This is a genomic window from Xanthomonas sp. LMG 12459, assembly GCF_009192905.1.
GTDB lineage: Bacteria > Pseudomonadota > Gammaproteobacteria > Xanthomonadales > Xanthomonadaceae > Xanthomonas_A > Xanthomonas_A sontii.
On the sequence record NZ_NSGT01000014.1, the window covers coordinates 15,862 to 37,652 of the forward strand.

A 21,791-nucleotide genomic window follows, 5' to 3' on the forward strand; every position below is an offset into this window, starting at 1 on the left:
GGACTGGGGAATCGCAACAGCAGTTCCCGTCTCCGTCACCGATGACGCCTGCTTTCCCATTCCCGATTCTCCATTCCCGATTCCCTCTTCGATTTCCCGACCATGACCGATACCCATAGCACCATGACCCCGCGCGAGATCGTGCAGGAGCTGGACCGCCACATCGTCGGCCAGCACGAGGCCAAGCGCGCGGTGGCGATCGCGCTGCGCAACCGCTGGCGGCGCATGCAGTTGCCCGATGCGCTGCGCAACGAAGTGATGCCGAAGAACATCCTGATGATCGGCCCCACCGGCGTCGGCAAGACCGAGATCGCGCGGCGTCTGGCGACGCTGGCCAACGCGCCGTTCGTCAAGGTCGAGGCGACCCGCTTCACCGAGGTCGGCTACGTCGGCAAGGACGTGGAGCAGATCGTGCGCGACCTGGCAGATACCGCGGTCAAGCTGTACCGCGAGCAGGCCAAGACCCGCGTGCGCACGCAGGCCGAGGAGCGCGCCGAAGACCGCATCCTCGATGCGTTGCTGCCGCGGCGCAGCGCCGGCATCGGCTTCGATCCGGAAGCCGCACGCAACGAGCCCTCGGCGCAGGACAGCGACACCCGCAGCAAGTTCCGGCGCATGCTGCGTGCCGGCGAACTGGACGAGCGCGAGATCGAACTGGATGTCGCGGTCAACGTCAGCATGGACATCATGACCCCGCCGGGCATGGAGGAAATGGGCCAGCAGTTGCGGCAGATGTTCTCCAACCTCGGTGGCGGCAAGTCGCAGTCGCGCAAGCTGACCATCAAGGCCGCGCGGCCGCTGCTGATCGAGGAAGAGGCGGGCAAGCTGGTCAACGAGGACGATGTGCGCGCCGCGGCGATCGAGGCCTGCGAACAGCACGGCATCGTGTTCATCGACGAGATCGACAAGGTGGCCAAGCGCAGCGAGGCCGGCGCCACCGGCGGCGACGTGTCGCGCGAAGGCGTGCAGCGCGATCTGCTGCCACTGGTGGAAGGCTCCAACGTCAGCACCAAGTACGGCACGGTCAAGACCGACCATATCCTGTTCATCGCCTCCGGCGCGTTCCACCTCGCCAAGCCCAGCGACCTGATCCCGGAGCTGCAGGGCCGCTTCCCGATCCGCGTGGAACTGTCGGCGCTGTCGAAGGACGACTTCATCCGCATCCTCACCGAGCCGAAAGCGGCGCTGACCAAGCAGTACGAAGCGCTGTTGCTGACCGAGGGCGTGAGCCTGCGCTTCACCGACGAGGCCATCGCGCGCCTGGCGGAGATCGCGTTCCTGGTCAACGAGCGCCAGGAGAACATCGGCGCGCGGCGCCTGCACACCGTGCTCGAGCGCCTGCTCGACACGCTCAGCTACGAAGCCCCGGACCGCGATGGGCAGAGCGTCACCGTGGACGCGGCCTATGTCGACGCGCACCTGGGCGAGCTGGTACAGGACCCGGATCTGAGCCGGTACATCCTGTAATTCCGGGTCGACGCACGCCCGCGATGCGTTCCCCTTTGTGGGAGTCAACTGTCATGCAACCACGACGAACTGCGTAGGCGGACGATCTGGCCTCGGAAGCCGTCGTGCCTGATCCCACAAAAGGGGACGAAGGTCCCTCCCACATCGAGCCCGGACAGCGATCACCACGAGTCCGTGTGGGAGTCGCGGTCGCTTGGCTTTGGCTCTTGCCCTTGCTTTTGACTTACTGGGTTCCCTTCCGAAGCGGCGGCCATCGCGGGGAAACACCCGAAGGGCGGCGCACAGGGATGTGCGCCGTCCGCGGCAGGGGCAGGATGCCCCTTCCGCGGATCCCCGTGATGGACGCGGACCCGGAGCGCGTTAGCGCGGAGGGCGCGAGGCAGGGCGCGCTTGACCAGCCTTCGGCTGTGGTAAAGCGCTTCTTTTGGTTACCTTTTCTTTGCGCGAGCAAAGAAAAGTAACTCGCCCGTAAGGGCGAAAGCCTTTGCTTTCGCTTGAGATTTGCGTGTCGGACGAAAAGAAGAACCGTAGACATAACGCCATCAGGGCTCCATGTCCAGATACAAGGAGCGGCTTCCGTCGTGACGGGACTTGCCGGTAAGGCCTCGTCGCGACTGGGATCCCACAAAAGGGGACGAGAATCGCTCCGACAGGAGAGCGTGCCGCAGGCTGGGGTATGTTTCCTGCAGCGCCAAGACGGCGTGGGCGATTCCGGCCACCCCCGCCGCGTTCAATACAGCGGCGTGCCCGCCTTGTACGCGGCCACGAACGATTGCCAGTCCAGTTGCACCTGCGCGGCGTAGTCGAACGCGAACTGGCGCAGTTCCGATTTCAGGCCGCTCTTGCTGCTGGCCGCCTGGTCGATCTGCTTGTCGATGCTGTAGGGCACCACGTTCGGGTCGTAGTCCTGGTCGGCCAGCGCATGCGCCGAGGCCAGGGCCTGACCCAGGTAGGTGGCGGCGGTGGCGAGCTTGCCGGTGCTGTCCAGCGCGGTCGGATCCAGATCCTGCTGGAACGGGGATTTCTCGTGCACGTAGAACGGGGTGCCGTCGACGCTGGCGTAGCCGACCAGCACGTCGGCGTCGATGGTCTGCGCCTTGGCGGTACGCGCCACCCGCGCGCCCTCGTTGTTGTCGTAGGTGGAGGCCGGCATCTGCGACGGCGCGGCCACGGCGACCACGCTGGCCGCTTCCTGCTTCCACTCCAGGATCACGTCGTCGCTGGTCGACGCGCTCGGGCCTTCGATCAGCACGTACAGGCGCAGGCGGCCGAGGCTGCCGGTGCCCGAGCCCAGCTTCTGGCGCACGTCCTTGATGCTGTAGTAGCTGGACGCATAGCGCTTGGACGCGGCGATCGAGCCGATGTAGCCGTTCATCGCCGCGGCCACCGCCGAGGCGGTGCCGGCGTCCACCGCAACCAGGTTGTCCAGGTTCTGGAACTGGCGCTTGCCGCCGTTGACCACCGTGTACTTGGACAGCAGGCTGCTGCGGCTCTTGCCGTCGGCGCTGTCGATGATCTTGGCCACCGCGCCGCTGGTGTTGCGCTTGCTCAGCTGGAAGCTTTCTTCGGCGTCGCTGCCGCGGAAATCGGCGATCTTGTCCAGGTAGGCGCCGACCATGGTGTCGATGGCGTCGCCGATGTCGCTGTCGGACAGGCCGTTGTCGCGCCCGGCCAGGACCATGCTCGCGGCCAGCCGGCGCAGGTCCCACACGTACTGGCCGAGGTGGCCTTCGTCGAAGTCGGCGACCTTGAACACCGCCTTGCCGCTGCTGTCGCGCGCCGCATCGAAGTTGCCGAGGTGGGTGTCGCCGCCGAGCCAGGTGTAGCCGGTCTGCGGCGAGGTCCACAGCGAACCCGGCAGGGTTTTCATGTCCTGGTAGAAAATGTGGTCGGTGCCGCGGTAGAAGGCGTAGGCGCCGGTGGCCATGGTCGCCATCTTGGTATCCAGCTCGGCGCGCTGCGCGGCGTAGGGATGGTTGTAGTCGTGGATCTGCTGCACCACCCAGGCGTCGCGCTTGCTCGCCGCGGTCGCGCATCCGGCGCAGGCGGCGAGGGTCAGGCCGATCAGCAGCAACTGCGGCAGGCGGGTGGACATCGCAGGTCTCCAGGCGCGGACGAAGGAACCGGCAGTCGACCACGCCTGCATTGCACGCGGATGAACCTAGAAGTAGCGCAGCCAGCCCAGGTCGCGGCGCCGCGCCTTCAGCCGCGCGAACGCGGCGGTGGGCCAGTACAGGGCCAGGCCCAGCAAGGCGGCGATCGCCCACAGCGCGGCCACGCTGTCCACGCCGAACAGGTCGCCCTGGTTGGCGCCCCACAGCGCCAGCGCGGCCAGGTAGGCGAGCTTCAGCACGTACAGGTGCAGCAGGTAGAAGAACATCGGCGCCGCGCCGATCGTCGCCAACGGCGCCAGGGTACGGGCCACGGCGGGATGCTCGTACAGGCGCAGCAACAGCAGGCCCACGCCCAGGGTCAGCAGCAGGAACTGCAGCGACGGCGGGTACTTGGTGACGTTGAAGAAGCTCATCGCGGTATGCGCGAGGTCGTCCTGCGCCTGCCAGGGCGCATCGCCGTAGCCGTTGTGCCAGCGCAGCAGGTGGAAGCCGGTCAGCGCGCCCAGCCCCCAGGCCAGCAGGCGCTGCTGGCGCTGCGCCGACTCGGCGGCGGCGCCGTACCAGGGGCCGGCGGCGTAGCCGAGCGCGATCACTCCGATCCACGGTAGCACCGGGTAGGAGGTGCGCAGACGCAGCTCGCCCAACTCCAGCCAGCGCCGGTCGTGCAGCACCGCCCAGGCGGCCGCGAGCGGGCCGTCGCCCTGCACCTGCACGGCGTCCAGCAGGTGGTGGCCGGCGACCAGGGCCGCGCCGAGCAGGGCCAGCGCCGGCCGCGGCAGCCACAGCAGTGCGGCCAGCGCGAGCATGCTCAGGCCGATCGCCCAGATCACCTGCAGGTACAGCGCCTGCGGCGGGAAGGCGCCGCTCCAGGCCAGGTTGACCAGGGTCAGCTCCAGCACGATCAGGAACAGGCCGCGCTTGAGCAGGAAGCGGGCGGCCACCGCGCGCCCGTCGGCCTGCCGGGACGCGTACAGCCAGGCCGACAGGCCGGTGAGGAACACGAACACCGGCGCGCACAGGTGGGCGAGGGTGCGCGCGACGAACAGTGCCGGCGCCGTGCCCTCCACCTCCATCGGGTCGCCGACCGGGTGGTGCAGGTAGAAGGTCTCGCGCACGTGGTCGAGCAGCATCAGCAGCATCACCGTGCCGCGCAGCAGGTCGATCGAGGCCAGTCGCGCGGCGGGCGTCGCGGGAACGGCGAGGGAGGCGGGCGAAGCGAGGGCAACAGATGGCATGCGGTGTGATCGGTGTCGATTTTTTGAAACAATATAACACTCGGCAAGCAGGGCCCTTACCGCCGCTGCTGGCGCGGGGATTCTCGGGCTTGGCCGAGCAAGGGGGCCGGCGCGGCGGCGGCGGCGAGGCTCGGGCGGGGCAAGCCGGCGCGCCAGGTCGGCGTCGCTCGGCATGGCATGGCGTCGGCCCGTGGGCGCGTCGGCGGGACGCTCAGTCCTCGCCGATGTCCTCGTTCCACACGTCCGGGTGCGCGGCGATGAAGCCGCCGAGCAGGTCGATGCATTCCTGGCTGTGCAGGTCGATGACCTCCACGCCGCTCTCGCGCAGCCAGTCGATGCCGCCCTGGAAGGTCACCGATTCGCCGACCACCACGGTGCCGATGTTGAACTGCCGCACCAGGCCGCTGCAGTACCAGCACGGCGCCAGGGTGGTGACCATGATGGTGTCCTTGTAGCGGCGCTGGCGGCCGGCCTTGCGGAAGGCGTCGGTCTCGCCGTGCACGGATGGGTCGCCTTCCTGCACGCGGCGGTTGTGGCCGCAGCCGAGCAGGCGGCCGTCGCGGTGGTACAGGGCCGCGCCGATCGGGATGCCGCCCTCGGCCAGGCCCTGGCGGGCTTCGGCGATGGCGGTGTCGAGCAGGGCGCGGTAGTCGGGCGTGGTCAGCATGGGATGGCCGGGGGAAAGGGAGTCGGCCGGCAGTCTGGCGCAGGCGGCCGGCGGCTGTCATCCCGTGTGGCGCTTCACCGGCACGCAGCGGCCGGCAGTGCGATAATCCCGGCATGAGCGAATCCCCCTACAAATCCGGTACCACCCATTTCGGCTTCCGCGATGTCGCCGCCAAGGACAAGCAGAAGCTGGTCGGCGAGGTCTTCACCTCGGTCGCCGGCAACTACGACCTGATGAACGACCTGATGAGCATGGGCATCCATCGGGTCTGGAAGCGCTATTTCGTCGCCACCGCGCAGGTCAAGCCGGGCGACCGCGTGCTCGACCTGGCCGGCGGCACCGGCGACATCGCTGCGCTGCTGAAGGACCGGGTCGGTGCCGACGGCGAGATCGTGCTGGGCGACATCAACGCCGGCATGCTCTCGGTGGGCCGCGACCGCCTCACCAACCGCGGCCTGGTCGCGGGCCTGGACTACGTGCAGTGCAACGCCGAGGCGCTGCCGTTCCCGGACCAGAGCTTCGACCTGGTGACCATCGCCTTCGGCCTGCGCAACGTCACCGACAAGGACGCCGCACTGCGCGAGATGTACCGCGTGCTCAAGGTCGGCGGCCAGGCGCGGGTGCTGGAATTCTCCGAAGTCACCGCCGACTGGTTCAAGCCGCTGTACGACTTCCATTCGTTCAAGGTGCTGCCGCGCCTGGGCCAACTGTTCGCCAAGGACGCCGACAGCTACCAGTACCTGGCCGAAAGCATCCGCAAGCATCCGCCGCAGGACGCGCTGAAGGCGATGATGGAAGAGGCCGGCTTCGCCCGCAGCCACTACAAGAACCTGACCGGCGGCATCGTGGCGATCCACTCGGGCTATAGGATTTAGAGCCGGGATTGGGGATTCGGGATTGGGGATTCGCAAAGGCGGGCGATCGGGTGCTGACTGATCGTCGCGCTGTGTCGTCCTTGTGGGAGGGACTTCAGTCCCGACGCGCGGTCCGACGATGCCGGCGCAGCATCTGCCACAGAAAGCCGGGAATTGGGAATCGGGATTCGGGAATCGCAAAAGCGGGCGATCGGTGGCTGACCGATCGCGGCGCTGGGCTGTTCTTGTGGGAGGTACTTCAGTCCCGACGCGCGGTCCGGCGGTGCCGGTGCAAGCATCTGCCACAGAAAGCCGGGATTCGGGAGTCGGGATTCGGGAATCGCAAGAGCGGGCGATCGGTGGCTGACCGATCGCGGCGCTGGGTTGTCCTCCTTGTGGGAGGGACTTCAGTCCCGACGCGCGGTCCGACGGTGCCGGCGCAAGCATCCGCCGCAGGACGCGCGGAAGGGGATGATGGAAGCGGCCGACTTCGCCCGTAGCCACCACAAGAACCTGGCCGTCGGCATCGTGGCAATCCATTCGGGCGACAAGATCTGAGTGGATCCGGGATTGGAGAGTGGTAATTCGGGATTCGTCAGCGCGCATCGCACCGCTGTTGCGAATCCCCGCTCCCGAATCCCCAATCCCGGCCTTCCGGTAGACTGCGAGTTTTCCTCGAACCGGTTACTGCCATGCGTTCCCCGTTCCTGTTGTTGTCCCTGGCCGCGATGGTCGCGTCCGGGTGTTCCCGTGAAGCGTCCGCGCCCGATGCGGCCGCCACTGCCGCCAAGCCGGCACCCGCCGCGGCCAAGCCGGCCGACCGCAGCCACGACGAGACCTCCTACGCCGAGCCGTCCAAGGTCGTGATCAAGGATCTGGCGCTGGATCTGAAGCTGGATTTCGACAGCAAGCAGATCGGCGGCACCGCCACCTACACGCTGGACTGGAAGGACAAGAGCGCCAAGCAACTGGTGCTGGACACCCGCGACCTGACCATCGAGAAGGTGCAGGCCGACGACGGCAAGGGCCAGCAGGCGCCGCTGCAGTACGCGCTGGCGCCGGCGGACAAGATCTACGGCAGCAAGCTGACCATCGAGGCGCCGACCCAGCCGCAGACGATCAGCATCACCTACCACACCGCGCCGACCGCCTCGGGCCTGCAGTGGCTGGAGCCGTCGATGACCGAGGGCAAGAAGCTGCCCTTCATGTTCAGCCAGTCGCAGGCGATCCACGCGCGTTCGTGGGTGCCGCTGCAGGACACGCCGAGCGTGCGCTTCACCTACAGCGCGCACGTGGTCTCGCGTCCGGACGTGATGGTGCTGATGAGCGCCGACAACGATCCCAAGGCGGTGCGCAACGGCGACTACCGTTTCAAGATGCCGCAGCCGATCCCGTCCTACCTGCTGGCGATCGCCGCCGGCGACCTGGTGTTCAAGCCGATCTCGGCGCGCTCGGGCGTGTGGGCCGAGCCGGCGATGGTCGACAAGGCGGCCAAGGAGTTCGAGGACACCGAGAAGATGATCGTGGCCGCCGAGACGCTGTACGGTCCGTACCGCTGGGGTCGCTACGACATGCTGGTGCTGCCGCCGTCGTTCCCGTTCGGCGGCATGGAGAATCCTCGCCTGACCTTCGCCACCCCGACGGTGATCGTCGGCGACAAGTCGCTGGTGTCGCTGATCGCGCATGAACTGGCGCATAGCTGGTCCGGCAACCTGGTGACCAACGCCAGCTGGAAGGACATCTGGCTCAACGAAGGGTTCACCACCTACGTGCAGGCGCGCATCACCGAGGCGCTGTACGGCCCCGAAGCGGCGGAGATGGAGCGCGAGATCGACCAGACCGACTTGCTCGCCGAACTGAAGGGCATGAGCCCGGCCGACCAGGCGCTGGCGCTGCCGGCGCTGACCGAGCGCGATCCGGACGAGGCGCTGAGCCAGGTCGCCTACGTCAAGGGCGCATGGTTCCTGCAGTTCCTGGAGCAGCGCTTCGGCCGCGACACCTTCGATCCGTTCCTGCGCGGCTGGTTCGACGACCACGCGTTCCAGAGCGCCAACACCGACCAGTTCGTCGAGTACCTGAAGACCCACCTGCTGCCCAAGAAGCCGAACGCGGTGACCGCGCAGGAACTGAATGCGTGGCTGGACGAGCCGGGCATTCCGGCGTTCGCGCAGAAGGCGCGTTCGCGCAACTTCGCCATGGTCGACACCGCGCGCATCGCCTGGACCGGCAGCGGCACGTTGCCGGGCAAGCAGGTGACCGACGCCTGGAGCACCCAGGAGTGGACGCGCTTCCTCAGCGGCCTGGGCGAGAAGCTGACCCCGGCGCAGCTCAAGCAGCTCGACGACGCCTACCACTTCACCGGCACCGCCAACGGCGAGATCGCCATGCGCTGGTATCCGCTGGCGATCCGCAGCGGCTATGTGGACGCGCGCCCGGCCGCCGGCGAGTTCATCGCCCGCGTCGGCCGCCGCAAGCTGATCCTGCCGATCTACGCCGAACTGGTGAAGACGCCGGACGGGCTCGCCTTCGCCGAAGAGGTGTTCGCCAAGGCCAAGCCCGGCTACCACCCGATCACCACGGTGTCGGTGCAGGACATGCTGGACAAGGCCAAGGCCGGCAGCACCGCGCACTGACGCAAGTCGCCCGCGAAAGACCGCGCACACGGCGCCGGGAGCACTCCCGGCGCCGTGTGCGTGTGTGCGGCCGGCGTGTTGCGACGATCGCGTCGCGCGGGGAGGGTGCGATGGTGGCGGCATGGCCGCGCCTGCGTTGCAGGACGTCGTCATCTGCGGCGTCGCATGCGCCGCCGGCATGAGGCGCGTGCCTGTGCAGTGCCGCCTTAACGGATTCCACACGCACCGCCGTCGATCAGCACGACCTGCTGCCACGCATTCGCGATATCCTCGGCAGTCCCGATGGTCCCCGGTCCATGCGCGCATGACCCCGTTCGCCACCGCCTCCCTGCTCTCCGCTGCAAGCGCCATCGCCACGGCAGGACAGTGCCGATGCCGATGCGAGCGGAATCACCTGCGCGTGTCGAGGCGCTGCTGAGATGAGCGACGCGCATCCACTGTCCGGTTCCCTGCTGGCCGCGCTGCCCGATGCCCGTGGTGGCGAAATCTTCACCGAACTGCTCCGGCGCTCCGGTTGCCGCGTCGAGCGCATCGTCTCGCACGGGCAGACCACGCCGCAGGACACGCCCTATGTGCAGGCGCACGACGAATGGGTGCTGCTTTTGCGGGGCAGCGCGCGGGTGGCGCTGTGCGAGCGCGAGGTCGCGCTGGCGCCGGGCGACCATCTGTTCATCCCGGCCGATACGCCGCATTGGGTGACCTTCACCGATCCCGGGCAGCCGACCGTGTGGCTGGCCCTCCATCTCGGCGAAGCCGACGTGGTGGCGTGAGCGCATGAGCGGCCTGCGCGCTCCGGTGTCCCCATGGTGATGGCGACCCTGGTCTTGATGATGCTGCTGCTGCTGGCTGGCGCCCTGGCGTTGCTGGTGTCGCTGCTGTGCGTGGCGCTCGTGGCGATGCCGATCGGGGCGCTGCTGGTGGCGCGCGATCCGTTCCTGCTGGTGCGCCTGGAGAGCCTGCGCCAGCGTCGCGGCAGCGGGCTGCGGCGGCGCCAGTCGCAGGTCGCCGGGCACACCTGGACCTATCTGGTGCGCGCCGCGGCCGATCCCGCCGCGCCGACCCTGCTGCTGGTGCATGGCTTCACCGGCAGCAAGGAGAACTGGCTGCCGCTGGCGCGCGCGCTGGGCACGCGCTATCACCTGGTGATCCCGGATCTGCCCGGCTGGGCCGAGAGCCAGCGCATCGCCGGGCAGGACTACGGCTTTGTGGCGCAGGCCGAGCGCGTGGCCGCGTTCGCGGTGCAGTGCGCGCGCCGTGCGGGCGGCGAATGCGTGCTGCTCGGGCATTCGATGGGAGGCGGCATCGCGGCGCTGGCCGCGGCGCGCCATCCGGCGGTGTTCGACCGGGTCGGCCTGTTCAACGCCGCCGGCGTGCGCTTCGCCGACAACGTCTTCGGCCAGGCGGTGCTGGACGGGCACAATCCGTTCGCGGTGCACGATGCCGCATCGCTGCAGCGCTACATCGACACCGTGTTCCTGCTCGAGCGCGCCAAGCCGCGCATCCCGCGCTGGGCGGTGCCGGCGGTGGTGGCCTGGCGGCGCCGCGAGGCCGATTTCGAGCAGCAGGTGCTGGCGCGCATCGGCCGTGGCGAGGAGGCGTTCCTGCCGTTCGAGGAGGCCGCGCGCATCCGCCAGCCGGCGCTGCTGCTGAATTGCGTGCAGGACGCGGTGATCGACGCCAGCGCGCTGGCGCTGTACGCGCAACGCCTGCCGCAGGCGATCCAGGTACTGCTGGACGGCAGCGGCCACATGTCCATCGTCGAGAAGCCCGCCGAGGTCGCGCAGGCCATCGACACCCTGATCCAACGAGGAACCCCACGATGAAACGCATCCTGCTCGGCGCGCTGTGCGCCGTCGCCCTGGCCGCTTGCGGCGATCACGAGGCCGAGCGCAAGGCGCAGGCCGCGGCCGAAGCGCAGGCCAAGGCGCAGGCGGCCGACGACCTGGCCAAGCAGTACGACGCCGCGGTGAAGTCGGGCAACTGGGACTTGGCCCGGATCCACGGCGCGGCGCTGCTGCAGCAGTACCCCGGCTCGGACGCGGCCGAACGCATCCAGCCGGGCTATGCAGAGGTCAAGGCCAAGGGCGAGGCGGCGCGCGAGCTGCGGCGCATGCAGGCGGCCTGGCAGTACTCGCAGGTGCCGGCCGGCAAGGGCGTGCAGCGTTCGGCGATGCTGTACAGCCGCGACAAGGTCGATGTGGACGGCAGCGGACCCAAGCCGGTGCAACTGGTGTTCCGCGACCATCCGGAATGGAAGCGCAGCGCCTACCTGGTGCTGCAGTCCGGCGATTTCCGCTGCGCCGGCGGCTGCAAGGTGGAACTGAAGGCCGACGACGCGCCGCCGCACGCGGCCGCGGCCTGGCGGCCCAAGACCGACGAGGCCATCGCCATGTTCATCAGCGACGACAAGGCGCTGTGGAAGCTGGCGCGCAAGACCACGGTGCTGCAGATCACCTTCCCGGTGAAGGCCGGCGGCACCCGCACCGCGGTGTTCGAGACCGGCGGCCTGGACGGCGCGCAGATGCCGGGCTGGGATTGAGCGCGATGCATGCCGCCATGCCACCGCCGGCCGAGGCGCTGTGCCAGGTGCGCCACTGGGTGTTCGATATGGACGGCACCCTGACCCGCGCCGTGCACGATTTCGCGCTGATCCGCCGCGAACTGCAGATCCCGCCGCAGGCCGACATCCTGCAGCACCTGGCGGCGCTGCCGGACGCGCAGCGCGCCAGCAAGCACGCCTGGCTGCTGGAGCACGAGCGCGTGCTGGCCCAGGAGGCCACCGCGGCCAACGGCGCGCCGGCGCTGCTGCGTACCCTGCATGCGGCCGATTGCCGGCTGGCGGTGCTCACCCGCAACGCGCGCGAGCTGGCGCAGCTGACCCTGGAAGAGATCGAGGTCGACGACCTGTTCGAGGACGTCACCATACTCGGCCGCGACGAGGCGCCGCCCAAGCCGCATCCCGGCGGCCTGCTGCAGTTGGCCGAGCACTGGGGCGTGGCGCCGCAGGCGCTGGCGATGGTCGGCGACCACGCCTACGACCTGCAGTGCGGGCGCCATGCCGGCGCCACCACCGTGCTGCTGCATCCGGACAATCCCTGGCCGGCGCTGGCCGACCTGCATTTCGCCGATTGCGCCGCGCTGCTGGCGTGGTGGCAGGACCGCGTCGGGCCGCAGTCGCACTGACTGCTGCGCGGCGGCTGACCGCCGCCGCGCGCCGCACCCTCCTTGGCGAGATCGGTGCAGGCGTGTCGGATGCGCACTCCCCGTCGCGCGCCCCGCCGTGGTCATCCGTGTGCGCCAGTGTGGCAAGCGCAGCGATGGCGCAGGGTGTGCCACCGGCACATGTGCTCACACTGCGCCACGCCCGATGCAACCATGTGGCACAAAGTGTCACGTTTCCGAGACGCCTTCGACCGCGCTGGTGGGCGTCTCCGCGACGACAACCGGCGTCGTGATCCGTACCTCAAGGGATGTTGCATCGCAGCGCCGCGATGGCATGGACGTTGCTCGCATATACCCACGCTTCAGGTTCCGTGGCACACGCCGATAGGTGAAGTGACGCGGCTCTTCAACGAGGGGAGTAGAACGATGCACAGTCATTCACGTCGTACCCAGGCTTGTACGCTGCTCGCGCTGGCCACTGCGCTGGCATTGGCGGGTTGCAAGAAGCAGGAAGAGGCTTCGGCGCCGGCCGCACCGGCCGCCGCACAGCAGCCGCCGGCCGCCGCGCCGGCCGCGGTCGCCGATACCGACAGCGAGTTCGCCAGCAATGCCGCCAACCCGGACAACTGGGGCGGCATCGGCCGCGACTTCGGCCTGACCCGGCACAGCCCGCTGGCCGAGATCAACCGCGACAACGTCAAGAACCTGAAGATGTCGTGGGAGATGAAGACCGACGCCACCCGCGGCCATGAAGGCCAGCCGTTGGTGGTGGGCGGCACCATGTACATGGTCAGCGCCTATCCGAACAACGTGTTCGCGATCGACCTGTCGCAGGAAGACGCCGGCAAGGTGCTGTGGAAGTACACCCCGCAGCAGGACGAGCGCGCCGTCGCGGTGGCCTGCTGCGACACGGTCAACCGTGGCGCGTCCTACGCCGACGGCAAGGTGGTGTTCGGCAGCCTCAGCGGCGACGTGATCGCGCTCGATGCCAAGACCGGCAAGGAAGTGTGGAAGCAGAAGCTCGCCTATCCCGAGAAGGGCGAGACCATCACCATGGCCCCGATCATCGCCGACGGCAAGGTCGTGGCCGGCATCAGCGGCAACGAGTTCGGCGTGCGCGGGCGCGTCGCCGCGTACGCGCTGGCCGACGGCAAGCAGGCCTGGTCCTGCGAGGCCACCGGCACCGACAAGGACATCTGCCTCGGCCCGGACTTCAACAAGGCCAATCCGCAGCACGGCCAGCTCGGCGACCTCGGCCAGAAGACCTATCCCGACGAAGGCTGGAAGCGCGGCGGCGGCGCGGCGTGGGGCTGGTACAGCTACGACCCGAAACTCAAGCTGGTCTACTACGGTACCGGCAATCCGGGCCTGTGGAGCCCGTCGTACCGCTGCGGCAAGACCACGCAGAAGGAATGCGACACCGGCGAGTACGACAACAAGTGGTCGATGACCCTGTTCGCGCGCAAGATCGACACCGGCGAGGCGGTGTGGGGCTACCAGAAGACCCCGTTCGACCAATGGGACTACGACGGCGTCAACGAGCCGATCCTGGTCGACCTGACCATCGACGGCAAGCAGGTGCCCTCGGTCGTGCAGTTCGACCGCAACGGCTTCGCCTATGTGCTGGACCGCCGCGACGGCACCCTGCTGCGCGCCAACAAGTTCGTGCCGGCCAACTGGGCCGAGCGCATCGACATGAAGACCGGGCGTCCGGTCAAGGTCGCGGCGCACTCGCCGCTGGAGCGCGGCCGCAAGGTCGAGGCGTTCCCGGCGGCGATGGGCGGCAAGGACCAGCAGCCGTGCTCGGTGGACCCGTCCAATTCGGCGGTGTTCTTCTGCGGCACCAACAACTGGCACATGGAGCTGGACCCGCAGGAGCGCGGCAACACCATGATGGGCCTGCCGTACGTGTTCGCCAACGTGTTGATGAAGCCGAACGAGCCGGGCGCGTTGGGCATCGTCAAGGCGTTCGACGTGGTCGAAGGCAAGTCCAAGTGGGAGATCAAGGAGAAGTTCCCGGTGTGGAGCGGCACCCTGGTCACCGATGGCGGGCTGGTGTTCTACGGCACGCTGGACGGCTGGTTCCGCGCGGTGGACAAGGACACCGGCAAGAAGCTGTGGGAGACCAAGCTGCCCTCGGGCATCATCGGCAACCCGATCGCCTACAAGGCCAACGGCCACCAGTACGTGGCGGTGTTCTCGGGCATCGGTGGCTGGATCGGCCTGCCGGTCGCCGCCGGCCTGGATCCGGGCGATCCGTACGGTGCGCTGGGTGCGGCCGGCCTGGCCTTCAGCAACGGCTTCGACAAGATCCCGTTGGGCGGTATGGTGCACACCTTCCGCATCGACGGCGCCGGCAAGACCGTCACCCCGACCCCCAACGCGACCGCCACGACGGCCGGCGGCGGTGGCAGCGCGGCGGTCGCCGCCAAGTCGGTGCGATGAGCCGGCGGCGCCGCGTCCAGGGTGCGAGCGGGTGCCGGATGGCACCCGCCTCGCGGCGCCTGCCTGCGGGCGCGCGCGCCGTGTTGCTGTTGTGCAGCCTCGGACTCGTCGCCGCAGGCTGTACGCGCGAGCCGTCGTCCGCGACGGCTCGCGCTCCTGCTGCCCCGCCCGCCGCGGCGGCACCGGCCTCCGCCGCGCCCGCCACGACGCTGCCGGCCGATGCGCCGGTGCTGCGGGTCTGTGCCGATCCCGGCAACATGCCGTTGTCCGATCGTGCAGGCGAGGGCTTCCAGAACAAGATCGCCCAGGTGGTGGCCGCGGAGATGGGCCGGCGCCTGGAGTACGAATGGCGCAGCTACTACCAGCGCGGCCTGGCGCGCAGCACGATCAACGCCGGGCGCTGCGACGTGCTGATGGACATGAACAGCGATTTCGAGATGGGCCTGCCCACGCGCCCGCTGTATCGCTCTACCTACGTGCTGGTCACCCGCAAGGGCCTGGACCTGCACCCGGCGTCGCTGGACGATCCGGCACTGAAGAAGCTAAAGGTCGGCGTGTTCCAGAGCTCGCCGGCGCGGCAGGCGCTGTTCGACCATGGCGTGCAGGGCGAGGTGCAGTACCTGTTCTACGATTCTGCCAGTGCGCCGCAGGAGCATCCCGGCAAGCTCGCCGAGCAGGTCGCCGCCGGCAAGCTCGATGCCGCCGAATCCTGGGGGCCGGTGGCCGGTTACTACGCCGCGCGCGGCGGTCTGGGCGTGGTGCCGTTGAACGTCATCGACAACGAGGTGCTGGAGTATTCGATGGCGTGGGCGGTGTCGCGCAAGAACGCGGCACTGCGCGATGCGCTGAACGCGGCGATGCAGCGCAGCGCCGGCAAGATCGGCGCGATCCTGCGCGAGTATCACGTGCCGCTGGTGGACTGCGCCGATTGCATCGTCGCCGGCGATCTGCGCTCGCACGGCTCCTACGCGGTGCCCGACGACCAGGACGATACGCCGAGCGCGCAGGCCTCGTCGGACATGCTGGCGCAATTGCAGTTGCGCATCGCCGGCGGTGCCGATCCCAACGAGGAACTGGCGCATGCGCTGGACGCCGGCGATGGCGTGCGCGTGGCCTGGCTGCTGCGGCATGGCGCCAGCGCCGACAAGCCCAACCTGCTCGGCGAGCCGCCGCTGCAGCAGGCGATCCGCAACCAGGCGCCGCTGCTGGTCGGTGAGCTGCTGGCCGCCGGTGCCAAGGTCGAAAGCCGCGACAGCAATGGCTGGACGCCGTTGATGAAGGCGGCCTGGTCCAACGACGGCAAGAGCGCCGCGCAATTGCTGGCGCATGGCGCCAAGGTCGAGGCGGTGTCCGCCGACGGCTGGACGCCGCTGGACCTGGCGATCTCCTATGCCGACGCCGACCTGGTACAGGCATTGCTCACCGCGGGTGCCAGCGTGCGCCGTGCCAACCCGGCCGGCTTCACCCCGGTGATGTTCGCGGTGGCGCGCAACGACCCGAAGATCCTCGATCTGCTGCTCAAGCGCGGTGCCGAAGCCGACCGTGCCAACCGCGCCGGCGTCACGCCGTTGATGCTGGCTGCCGCTGCCGGTCGCGAGGACAGCGCCCGGCGCCTGCTCGCCGCCGGCGCCAGCGCCGATGCGCGCGACGCCGACGGCAAGACCCCGGCGGCGCTGGCCCAGCAACGCGGCAATGCCGAACTCGCCCACCTGCTGACGGAGGCCCAGCACCGACGCACGCAATGACCGCTTTCCGCCGTTCCGTACATGCCGCTCGCGCGGCCTGCTCCTCCCATCGTGCACTCCGCAAAGGTTCTGCTCCCATGCGCTCTGCTTCCGTCCGTCGTCGTGCCGTCTCCGTGCTGTTGCCCGCGTCCCTGTTCGCCTCGCTCCTGTTGCTGGCCGCCTGCGGCAAGCAGGAGACGCCCGCCGCGCCAGCGGCCACACCCGAGCCGGCTGCGGCGCCGGCGCCTGCACCGGCCTCTGCGCCGGCGGCGACCGCGCCCGCCGCCGCTCCTGCCGCCGCACCGGCCCCCGCTGCGGCGGTGACGCCGATTCCGAAGGGACCGCCGGTCAAGGTCACCCCGGAGCTGGTCGCCGAAGGCAAGGCGCTGTTCAACTCCGCCGGCTGCACCGCCTGCCACGGCGGCACCGGTGGTGGCGGCATGTGTCCGCCGCTGACCAACGACATCTGGGTGTACGGCAGCGACGACGACACCTTGCGTACGCTGATCACCGAAGGCACCGCCGGCATGACCGCGCACGGCAAGACCCGGATCGGCCACGAGAAGGTGGTCGGGCAGATGCCGCCGTTCGGTCCGGTGCTCAAGCCGGGCGATACCGAGAAGCTGCTGGCCTTCATCCATTCCATCAACAAGACCGCGGGCGCCACGCAATGAGGAAAGCGTTGCGCCTGTCCGCCGTCGTCGCGCTGTCGCTGTTCGCTGCTGCGTGCCAGCGCACCGCCGCGCCGACGGCGGGGGCCGATGCGGCGGCGGCCGCGCCGGCGCCTGCGGCCGCGACCGCGGCGCTGGCCTACGTCCCGAACCAGCGCAGCGGCACCATCTCGGTGATCGACACCGGCAGCGACCACGTGGTGCGGACGCTGTCGGCGCAGGGCCAGCTCGGCAAGCGCCTGCAGCAGGTGGTGCCGGGGCCGCCCGGGCATCTGTACGTCATCGACGCGCAGGGCCATCGCCTGCTGGACCTGGATACCGTGCAGGACCGCGTGCTGCGCAGCGTCGACATCGGCGAGAACGCCGAAGGCGTGGCCGCGTCGCCGGACGGCCGCCAGCTGGCGGTGTGCGTGGAGGGGCAGAACCAGGTGATGCTGATCGACCCGGCCAGTTTCACCATCGGCGCGCACATCGCCACCCGCGGGCAGGCGCCGGAACACTGCGTCTACACGCCGGATGGCGCGCTGCTGCTGACCAGCAACGAAGGCTCCAACGACCTGGACGTGATCGACCTGAAGACCGGCGCGTCCACCGGCGTCATCGCCACCAGCGGGCATCCGCGCGGCATGGCGTTCGCGCCCGACGGCAAGACGGCGTACGTGGCGCAGGAAGCGGCCAACGTGGTCGACGTGATCGACCTGGCGGCGCGCACGCGCGTGGCCAGCATTCCGGCCGGGCAGCGTACCGCCGGCATCGCCATCGCCCGCGACGGCAGCCGCGTGTACGCGTCCAATGGCGCCGGCACGGTCAGCGTGATCGATCCGGCCGCGCGCCGTGCGTTGGCGGAGATCCCGGTGGGGCAGCGGCCCTGGAACCCGGCGCTGAGCCCGGACGGCAAAAAGTTGTACGTGGCCAATGGCCGTTCCAACAGCGTCAGTGTCATCGACACGGCGGCGATGAAGGAGATCAAGCAGATCGCGGTGGGCGAGATGCCATGGGGTGTGATCGTGGCGCAGTGAGCTGAGGCGAGCGGCGCTCTCGGGCGCCGCGACGGGAGGCGGGGAGAGCCGGAATGAAGACGCGAGCCGCGGTCGCCTGGGCGGCGAACCAGCCGCTGGCCATCGAAGAGGTGGATCTGCAGCCGCCCAAGGCCGGCGAAGTGCTGGTGCGCATGGTCGCCAGCGGCATCTGCCACGGCGACGACATCGCCCTGTCCGGTGCCGATGCCGATGCGGCATTCCCGGTGATCCTGGGCCAGGAAGGCGCCGGCGTGGTCGAAGAGGTCGGCGTCGGCGTCACCAGCGTGCGCCCGGGCGATCACGTGATCCCGCTGTACATGCCCGAGTGCGGCGTGTGCAAGTACTGCCGTTCCAACCGCACCAACCTGTGCCAGGCGATCCGAAGCACCCAGGATCGCGGGCTGATGCCCGACGGCAGCAGCCGCTTCTCGCTGCACGGGCGCCCGCTGCTGCACTACATGGGCACCAGCACCTTCGCCGAGTACACCGTGCTGCCGGAGATCGCGGTGGCCAGGATCCATCCGGCCGCGCCGCTGGACAAGGCCTGCCTGCTCGGCTGCACGGTCACCACCGGCATCGGCGCCGTGCTCAACACCGCGCGGGTGCGTCCGGGCGAGAGTGTGGCGGTTTTCGGACTCGGCGGCATCGGCCTGTCGGTGGTGCAGGGCGCGGTGATGGCGCGCGCCGAGCGCATCATCGTGGTCGACATCAACCGCGACAAGTTCCCGCTGGCGCGCGCGCTGGGCGCCACCGACTGCCTGGATCCGAAGGATTTCGGCGCGCCGGTGCAGCAGGTCATCGTCGACCTCACCGACGGCGGCGCCGACCACAGCTTCGCCTGCGTCGGCGACGTGCGCGCGATGCGCGCGGCGCTGGAGTGCTGCCACAAGGGCTGGGGCGAAAGCATCATCCTCGGCGTGGCGCCGAGCGCGCAGGAGATCAGCACGCGGCCGCTGCAACTGGTTACCGGCCGCGCCTGGCGCGGCAGCGCGTTCGGCGGGGTCAAGGGCCGCAGCGAGCTGCCGGCCTATGCCGAGCGCTACCTGGCCGGGGAGATCCGCATCGACGAACTGATCAGCGAAACCCTGCCGTTGGACCACATCAACCGCGGCTTCGAGGCGATGCGCGCCGGCCGCGGCATCAAATCGATCGTTCTCTACTGAGCCCTCAAGGAACCGGCATGACCCACACCCCAGGACCGCATACTCCGCCGCCGAGCCTGCTCGCGCTGGCCGTCGCCACCGCCATCGGCCTGCTCGCCGCACCGGCGCACGCGCAGACCACGGTCAATGCCGACGATGCGCAGATCACCGCGCTGGACCGGGTCGAGGTCACCGCCACGCCGATCCCCGGCACGCTGATCGATGCCGACCTGCTGCCGTACACGGTGCAGACCGCCAATGCCGACGACATCGCACGCAGCCAGGCCGGCAACCTCACCGACTTCCTGCTGCGCGAAATGAACGGCGTGGACACCAACGAGGTGCAGGGCAGCCCGTTCCAGACCGACCTGACCTTCCGCGGTTTCCGTGCCTCGGCCTTGCCGGGCGCCTCGCAGGGCGTGTCGGTGTACCTGGACGGTGTGCGCATGAACGAGCCGTTCGCCGACATCGTCAGCTGGGACATGATGCCGGAGGCGGCGATCCGCAGCGTCGCGCTGATGCCGGGCTCCAACCCGCTGTTCGGTCCCAACACGCTGGGTGGCGCGCTGGCCTTCACCACCCAGTCCGGCCTGACCGCGCCTGGCCTGCGCGCCGACCTGTCGGTGGGCAGCGGCGCGCGCAAGCGCCTGGATGCGTCCTACGGCTACGCCGGTGCCGACGGCCTGCATGCCTTCGTCGCGGCCACCGGTTTCGACGAGAACGGCTGGCGCGACGCCTCCGCCGGCCGCCTGGGCACCGTGTTCGGCAAGTTCGGGCGGCAGGGCGAGCGCACCGACTGGGACGTGTCGCTGCTGCACGGGCGCAGCCGCCTGGTCGGCAATGGCCTGCTGCCGAGCTATCGCTACACCGACGAGGGCACGGAGCCGGGGCTGTACGAGGCCGATCGCGCCGCGGTGTACACCTCGCCGGACCTGACCCGCAACCGCAACACGCTGCTCACCGGACAGTTTGACCATCGTTTCGACGAGCGCACCGCACTGCACCTGCTCGCCTACTACCGCCAGGGGCGGCGCGACACCGTCAACGGCGACATCAACGACGACTACGAGGAGTTCGTCGACGATTGCGCCGACGGCTACGCCGCCGACGGCACGCCGCTGGACGCCGGCTGCACGGTGTCGCGCGCCGATGCCGACGCGCTGCACAGCGGCGTGCTCAACACCACGCAGATGCGCCAGCACGCCGAGGGCGTGGCACTGAACCTCAGCCACCAGGCCGGCGCGCACGCGCTCAGCATCGGCGCCACCTACGACCGCAACCGCGTGCGCTACCGGCAGTACGAGCAGGAGGCGTTCGTGCAGGACGATCGCTCGGTGGTCGCCGATCCGGACGAGGATCGGGAGTTCTTCTCCGGCGTCGACGGACGCAGCAGCACCCTGGGCCTGTTCGCCGCCGATACCTGGGAGCTGAGCGAGGCCACCCACCTCAATGCCGCGCTGCGCTGGAACCGCGTCGCCGTCGCCAACACCCTGTCCACCGCCGACGACGGCGTGCTGCCGCGCGAGCGCTTCGTGTTCGCCAAGGCCAATCCCTCGCTGGGCATCACCCAGCGCCTGGGCGACGGCTTCACCGCGTTCGCCTCGGCCTCGCAGAACAGCCGCGCGCCGACCGCGATCGAACTCGGCTGCGCCGACCCGGAACAGCCGTGCCGGTTGCCGACCGGGCTGCAGGCCGACCCGCGCCTGGAGCAGATCGTCTCGCGCACCTACGAGCTCGGCCTGCGCTGGAACCCGACGCCGGCGCAGACGCTGAACGCCTCGCTGTACCGCGCCGACAACCGCGACGACATCCTGTTCCTGCGCGCACCCAATTCCCAGCAGGGCTATTTCGACAACGTCGACCGCACCCGCTATCAGGGCGCCGACCTCAGCTACCGCGGCAGCCACGGCGCGCTGCGCTGGTTCGCCGGCTACAGCTACCTGGACGCCACCTACCGCAGCGCCGGCGAACTGCTCTCCGGCGAGCGCACGGTGACCTTGCGGCCGGGCACGCGCATCGCCGGCCTGCCGCGCAACACGCTGAAGCTGGGCGTGGACTGGCAGGCGCTGGCGCAGCTGACGCTGGGGGCCGACTTGCGCGCGGTGTCGCGGCGCGTGGCCAGCGGCAACGAGGACGGCCTGGTCGAAGACCCCGAGGAAGGCGAGGCGCCGGCGCGCCACGACCTGTCCACCGGCGGCTATGCCTTGCTCGACCTGCACGGCACCTGGGAGCTCGCCGAAGGCCTGTCGTTGTACCTGCGGGTCAACAACGTGTTCGACCGCCGCTACGAGACGTATGCGGCGATCGCCGAGGACCTGTTCCCGGGCGGCGCCCTGGCACGCCCGCAGGACGCTGCGGTCGAGGACGGCCCCTCGCGCTTCGTCGCCCCCGGCGCCCCGCGGCAATACCAGGTCGGTTTGCGCTGGCGTTTCTAGCGGGCGGTTTGCGGTTCGTGTGGTGGCACCGCTCGGCGCGTGCCATCCGCCGTGTCCAAGACGGCTGCACGCCAGTTGGCGCGGGCGACTGGCGCGGCTGACGCCGCTCCTGCCTGGGTCCGCGCTTGGTCACCGGCGCAGGGCTTCCTGCAGGAGCGGCGTCAGCCGCGACCTCGGACGGAACCTCCGGCTCCGTCCGCAGTCGGGACTGAAGTCCCTTCCA

At 69.5% G+C, this 21,791-nt stretch carries 15 protein-coding genes and 2 pseudogenes; 14 read left to right on the forward strand and 3 right to left on the reverse strand.

Annotated features, from left to right (window positions below):
- Positions 1–102 precede the first annotated feature (102 nt).
- Positions 103–1,467 (forward strand): ATP-dependent protease ATPase subunit HslU, encoded by a 1,365-nt coding sequence (gene hslU / locus CEK65_RS02980; RefSeq protein ID WP_152180727.1) that lies wholly within the window; start codon positions 103–105, stop codon positions 1,465–1,467.
- Between the two features lie 730 nt (positions 1,468–2,197).
- On the opposite strand, the gene CEK65_RS02990 is transcribed toward hslU, so the two are convergent.
- The 3 genes from CEK65_RS02990 to CEK65_RS03000 all read right to left on the reverse strand — a co-directional run bounded on the left by CEK65_RS02990 (position 2,198) and on the right by CEK65_RS03000 (position 5,483).
- On the reverse strand, positions 2,198–3,562 hold the full coding sequence (locus CEK65_RS02990; protein ID WP_152180728.1) for a DUF2252 family protein: 1,365 nt from the start codon (positions 3,560–3,562) through the stop codon (positions 2,198–2,200).
- Positions 3,563–3,628: 66 nt separating this feature from the next.
- Positions 3,629–4,816, reverse strand: a complete 1,188-nt coding sequence (locus tag CEK65_RS02995; protein ID WP_152180729.1) for a heparan-alpha-glucosaminide N-acetyltransferase domain-containing protein — start codon at positions 4,814–4,816, stop codon at positions 3,629–3,631.
- Between the two features lie 211 nt (positions 4,817–5,027).
- Entirely contained in the window at positions 5,028–5,483 is a 456-nt protein-coding gene (locus CEK65_RS03000; RefSeq protein ID WP_010341927.1) for a nucleoside deaminase, read from the reverse strand.
- Positions 5,484–5,596: 113 nt separating this feature from the next.
- On the opposite strand from CEK65_RS03000, the gene ubiE reads away from it, so the two are divergent.
- The 13 genes and pseudogenes from ubiE to CEK65_RS03070 all read left to right on the forward strand — a co-directional run bounded on the left by ubiE (position 5,597) and on the right by CEK65_RS03070 (position 21,568).
- Complete coding sequence (ubiE, locus tag CEK65_RS03005) at positions 5,597–6,358, forward strand: bifunctional demethylmenaquinone methyltransferase/2-methoxy-6-polyprenyl-1,4-benzoquinol methylase UbiE (protein ID WP_017910016.1); 762 nt, start codon at positions 5,597–5,599, stop codon at positions 6,356–6,358.
- A 417-nt stretch (positions 6,359–6,775) separates the two neighbouring features.
- Positions 6,776–6,895, forward strand: a pseudogene (locus CEK65_RS21115) (class I SAM-dependent methyltransferase); the annotation flags it as partial.
- 134 nt (positions 6,896–7,029) lie between these two features.
- Positions 7,030–8,970: a M1 family metallopeptidase gene (locus CEK65_RS03015; RefSeq protein ID WP_152180730.1), complete on the forward strand. Its 1,941-nt coding sequence runs from the start codon at positions 7,030–7,032 to the stop codon at positions 8,968–8,970.
- Positions 8,971–9,389: 419 nt separating this feature from the next.
- Entirely contained in the window at positions 9,390–9,740 is a 351-nt protein-coding gene (locus CEK65_RS03020; protein ID WP_152180731.1) for a cupin domain-containing protein, read from the forward strand.
- A gap of 33 nt (positions 9,741–9,773) precedes the next feature.
- Complete coding sequence (locus CEK65_RS03025) at positions 9,774–10,793, forward strand: alpha/beta fold hydrolase (RefSeq protein ID WP_152180732.1); 1,020 nt, start codon at positions 9,774–9,776, stop codon at positions 10,791–10,793.
- Positions 10,790–11,509 (forward strand): hypothetical protein, encoded by a 720-nt coding sequence (locus tag CEK65_RS03030; RefSeq protein WP_017910020.1) that lies wholly within the window; start codon positions 10,790–10,792, stop codon positions 11,507–11,509. The genes CEK65_RS03025 and CEK65_RS03030 overlap by 4 nt, the downstream gene beginning before the upstream one ends.
- Before the next feature lie 5 nt (positions 11,510–11,514).
- Positions 11,515–12,153 carry an HAD family hydrolase gene (locus CEK65_RS03035; RefSeq protein ID WP_017914832.1) on the forward strand — a complete coding sequence of 213 codons (639 nt, stop codon included), beginning with the start codon at positions 11,515–11,517 and terminating at the stop codon, positions 12,151–12,153.
- A 405-nt stretch (positions 12,154–12,558) separates the two neighbouring features.
- Complete coding sequence (locus tag CEK65_RS03040; RefSeq protein ID WP_152180733.1) at positions 12,559–14,577, forward strand: methanol/ethanol family PQQ-dependent dehydrogenase; 2,019 nt, start codon at positions 12,559–12,561, stop codon at positions 14,575–14,577.
- An 80-nt stretch (positions 14,578–14,657) separates the two neighbouring features.
- Positions 14,658–16,322, forward strand: a pseudogene (locus CEK65_RS03050) (quinoprotein dehydrogenase-associated putative ABC transporter substrate-binding protein); the annotation flags it as partial.
- Between the two features lie 77 nt (positions 16,323–16,399).
- A complete protein-coding gene (locus CEK65_RS03055; RefSeq protein ID WP_152180736.1) occupies positions 16,400–16,975 on the forward strand; it encodes a c-type cytochrome in 576 nt (191 codons plus the stop codon).
- On the forward strand, positions 16,972–17,991 hold the full coding sequence (locus tag CEK65_RS03060) for a beta-propeller fold lactonase family protein (RefSeq protein WP_152180737.1): 1,020 nt from the start codon (positions 16,972–16,974) through the stop codon (positions 17,989–17,991). Before CEK65_RS03055 ends, CEK65_RS03060 begins: the two co-directional genes overlap by 4 nt.
- A gap of 53 nt (positions 17,992–18,044) precedes the next feature.
- Positions 18,045–19,154, forward strand: coding sequence for an S-(hydroxymethyl)glutathione dehydrogenase/class III alcohol dehydrogenase (locus CEK65_RS03065; protein WP_043094692.1), 1,110 nt, complete (start codon positions 18,045–18,047; stop codon positions 19,152–19,154).
- Positions 19,155–19,171: 17 nt separating this feature from the next.
- A complete protein-coding gene (locus CEK65_RS03070) occupies positions 19,172–21,568 on the forward strand; it encodes a TonB-dependent receptor (RefSeq protein WP_017912441.1) in 2,397 nt (798 codons plus the stop codon).
- Positions 21,569–21,791: the final 223 nt, after the last annotated feature.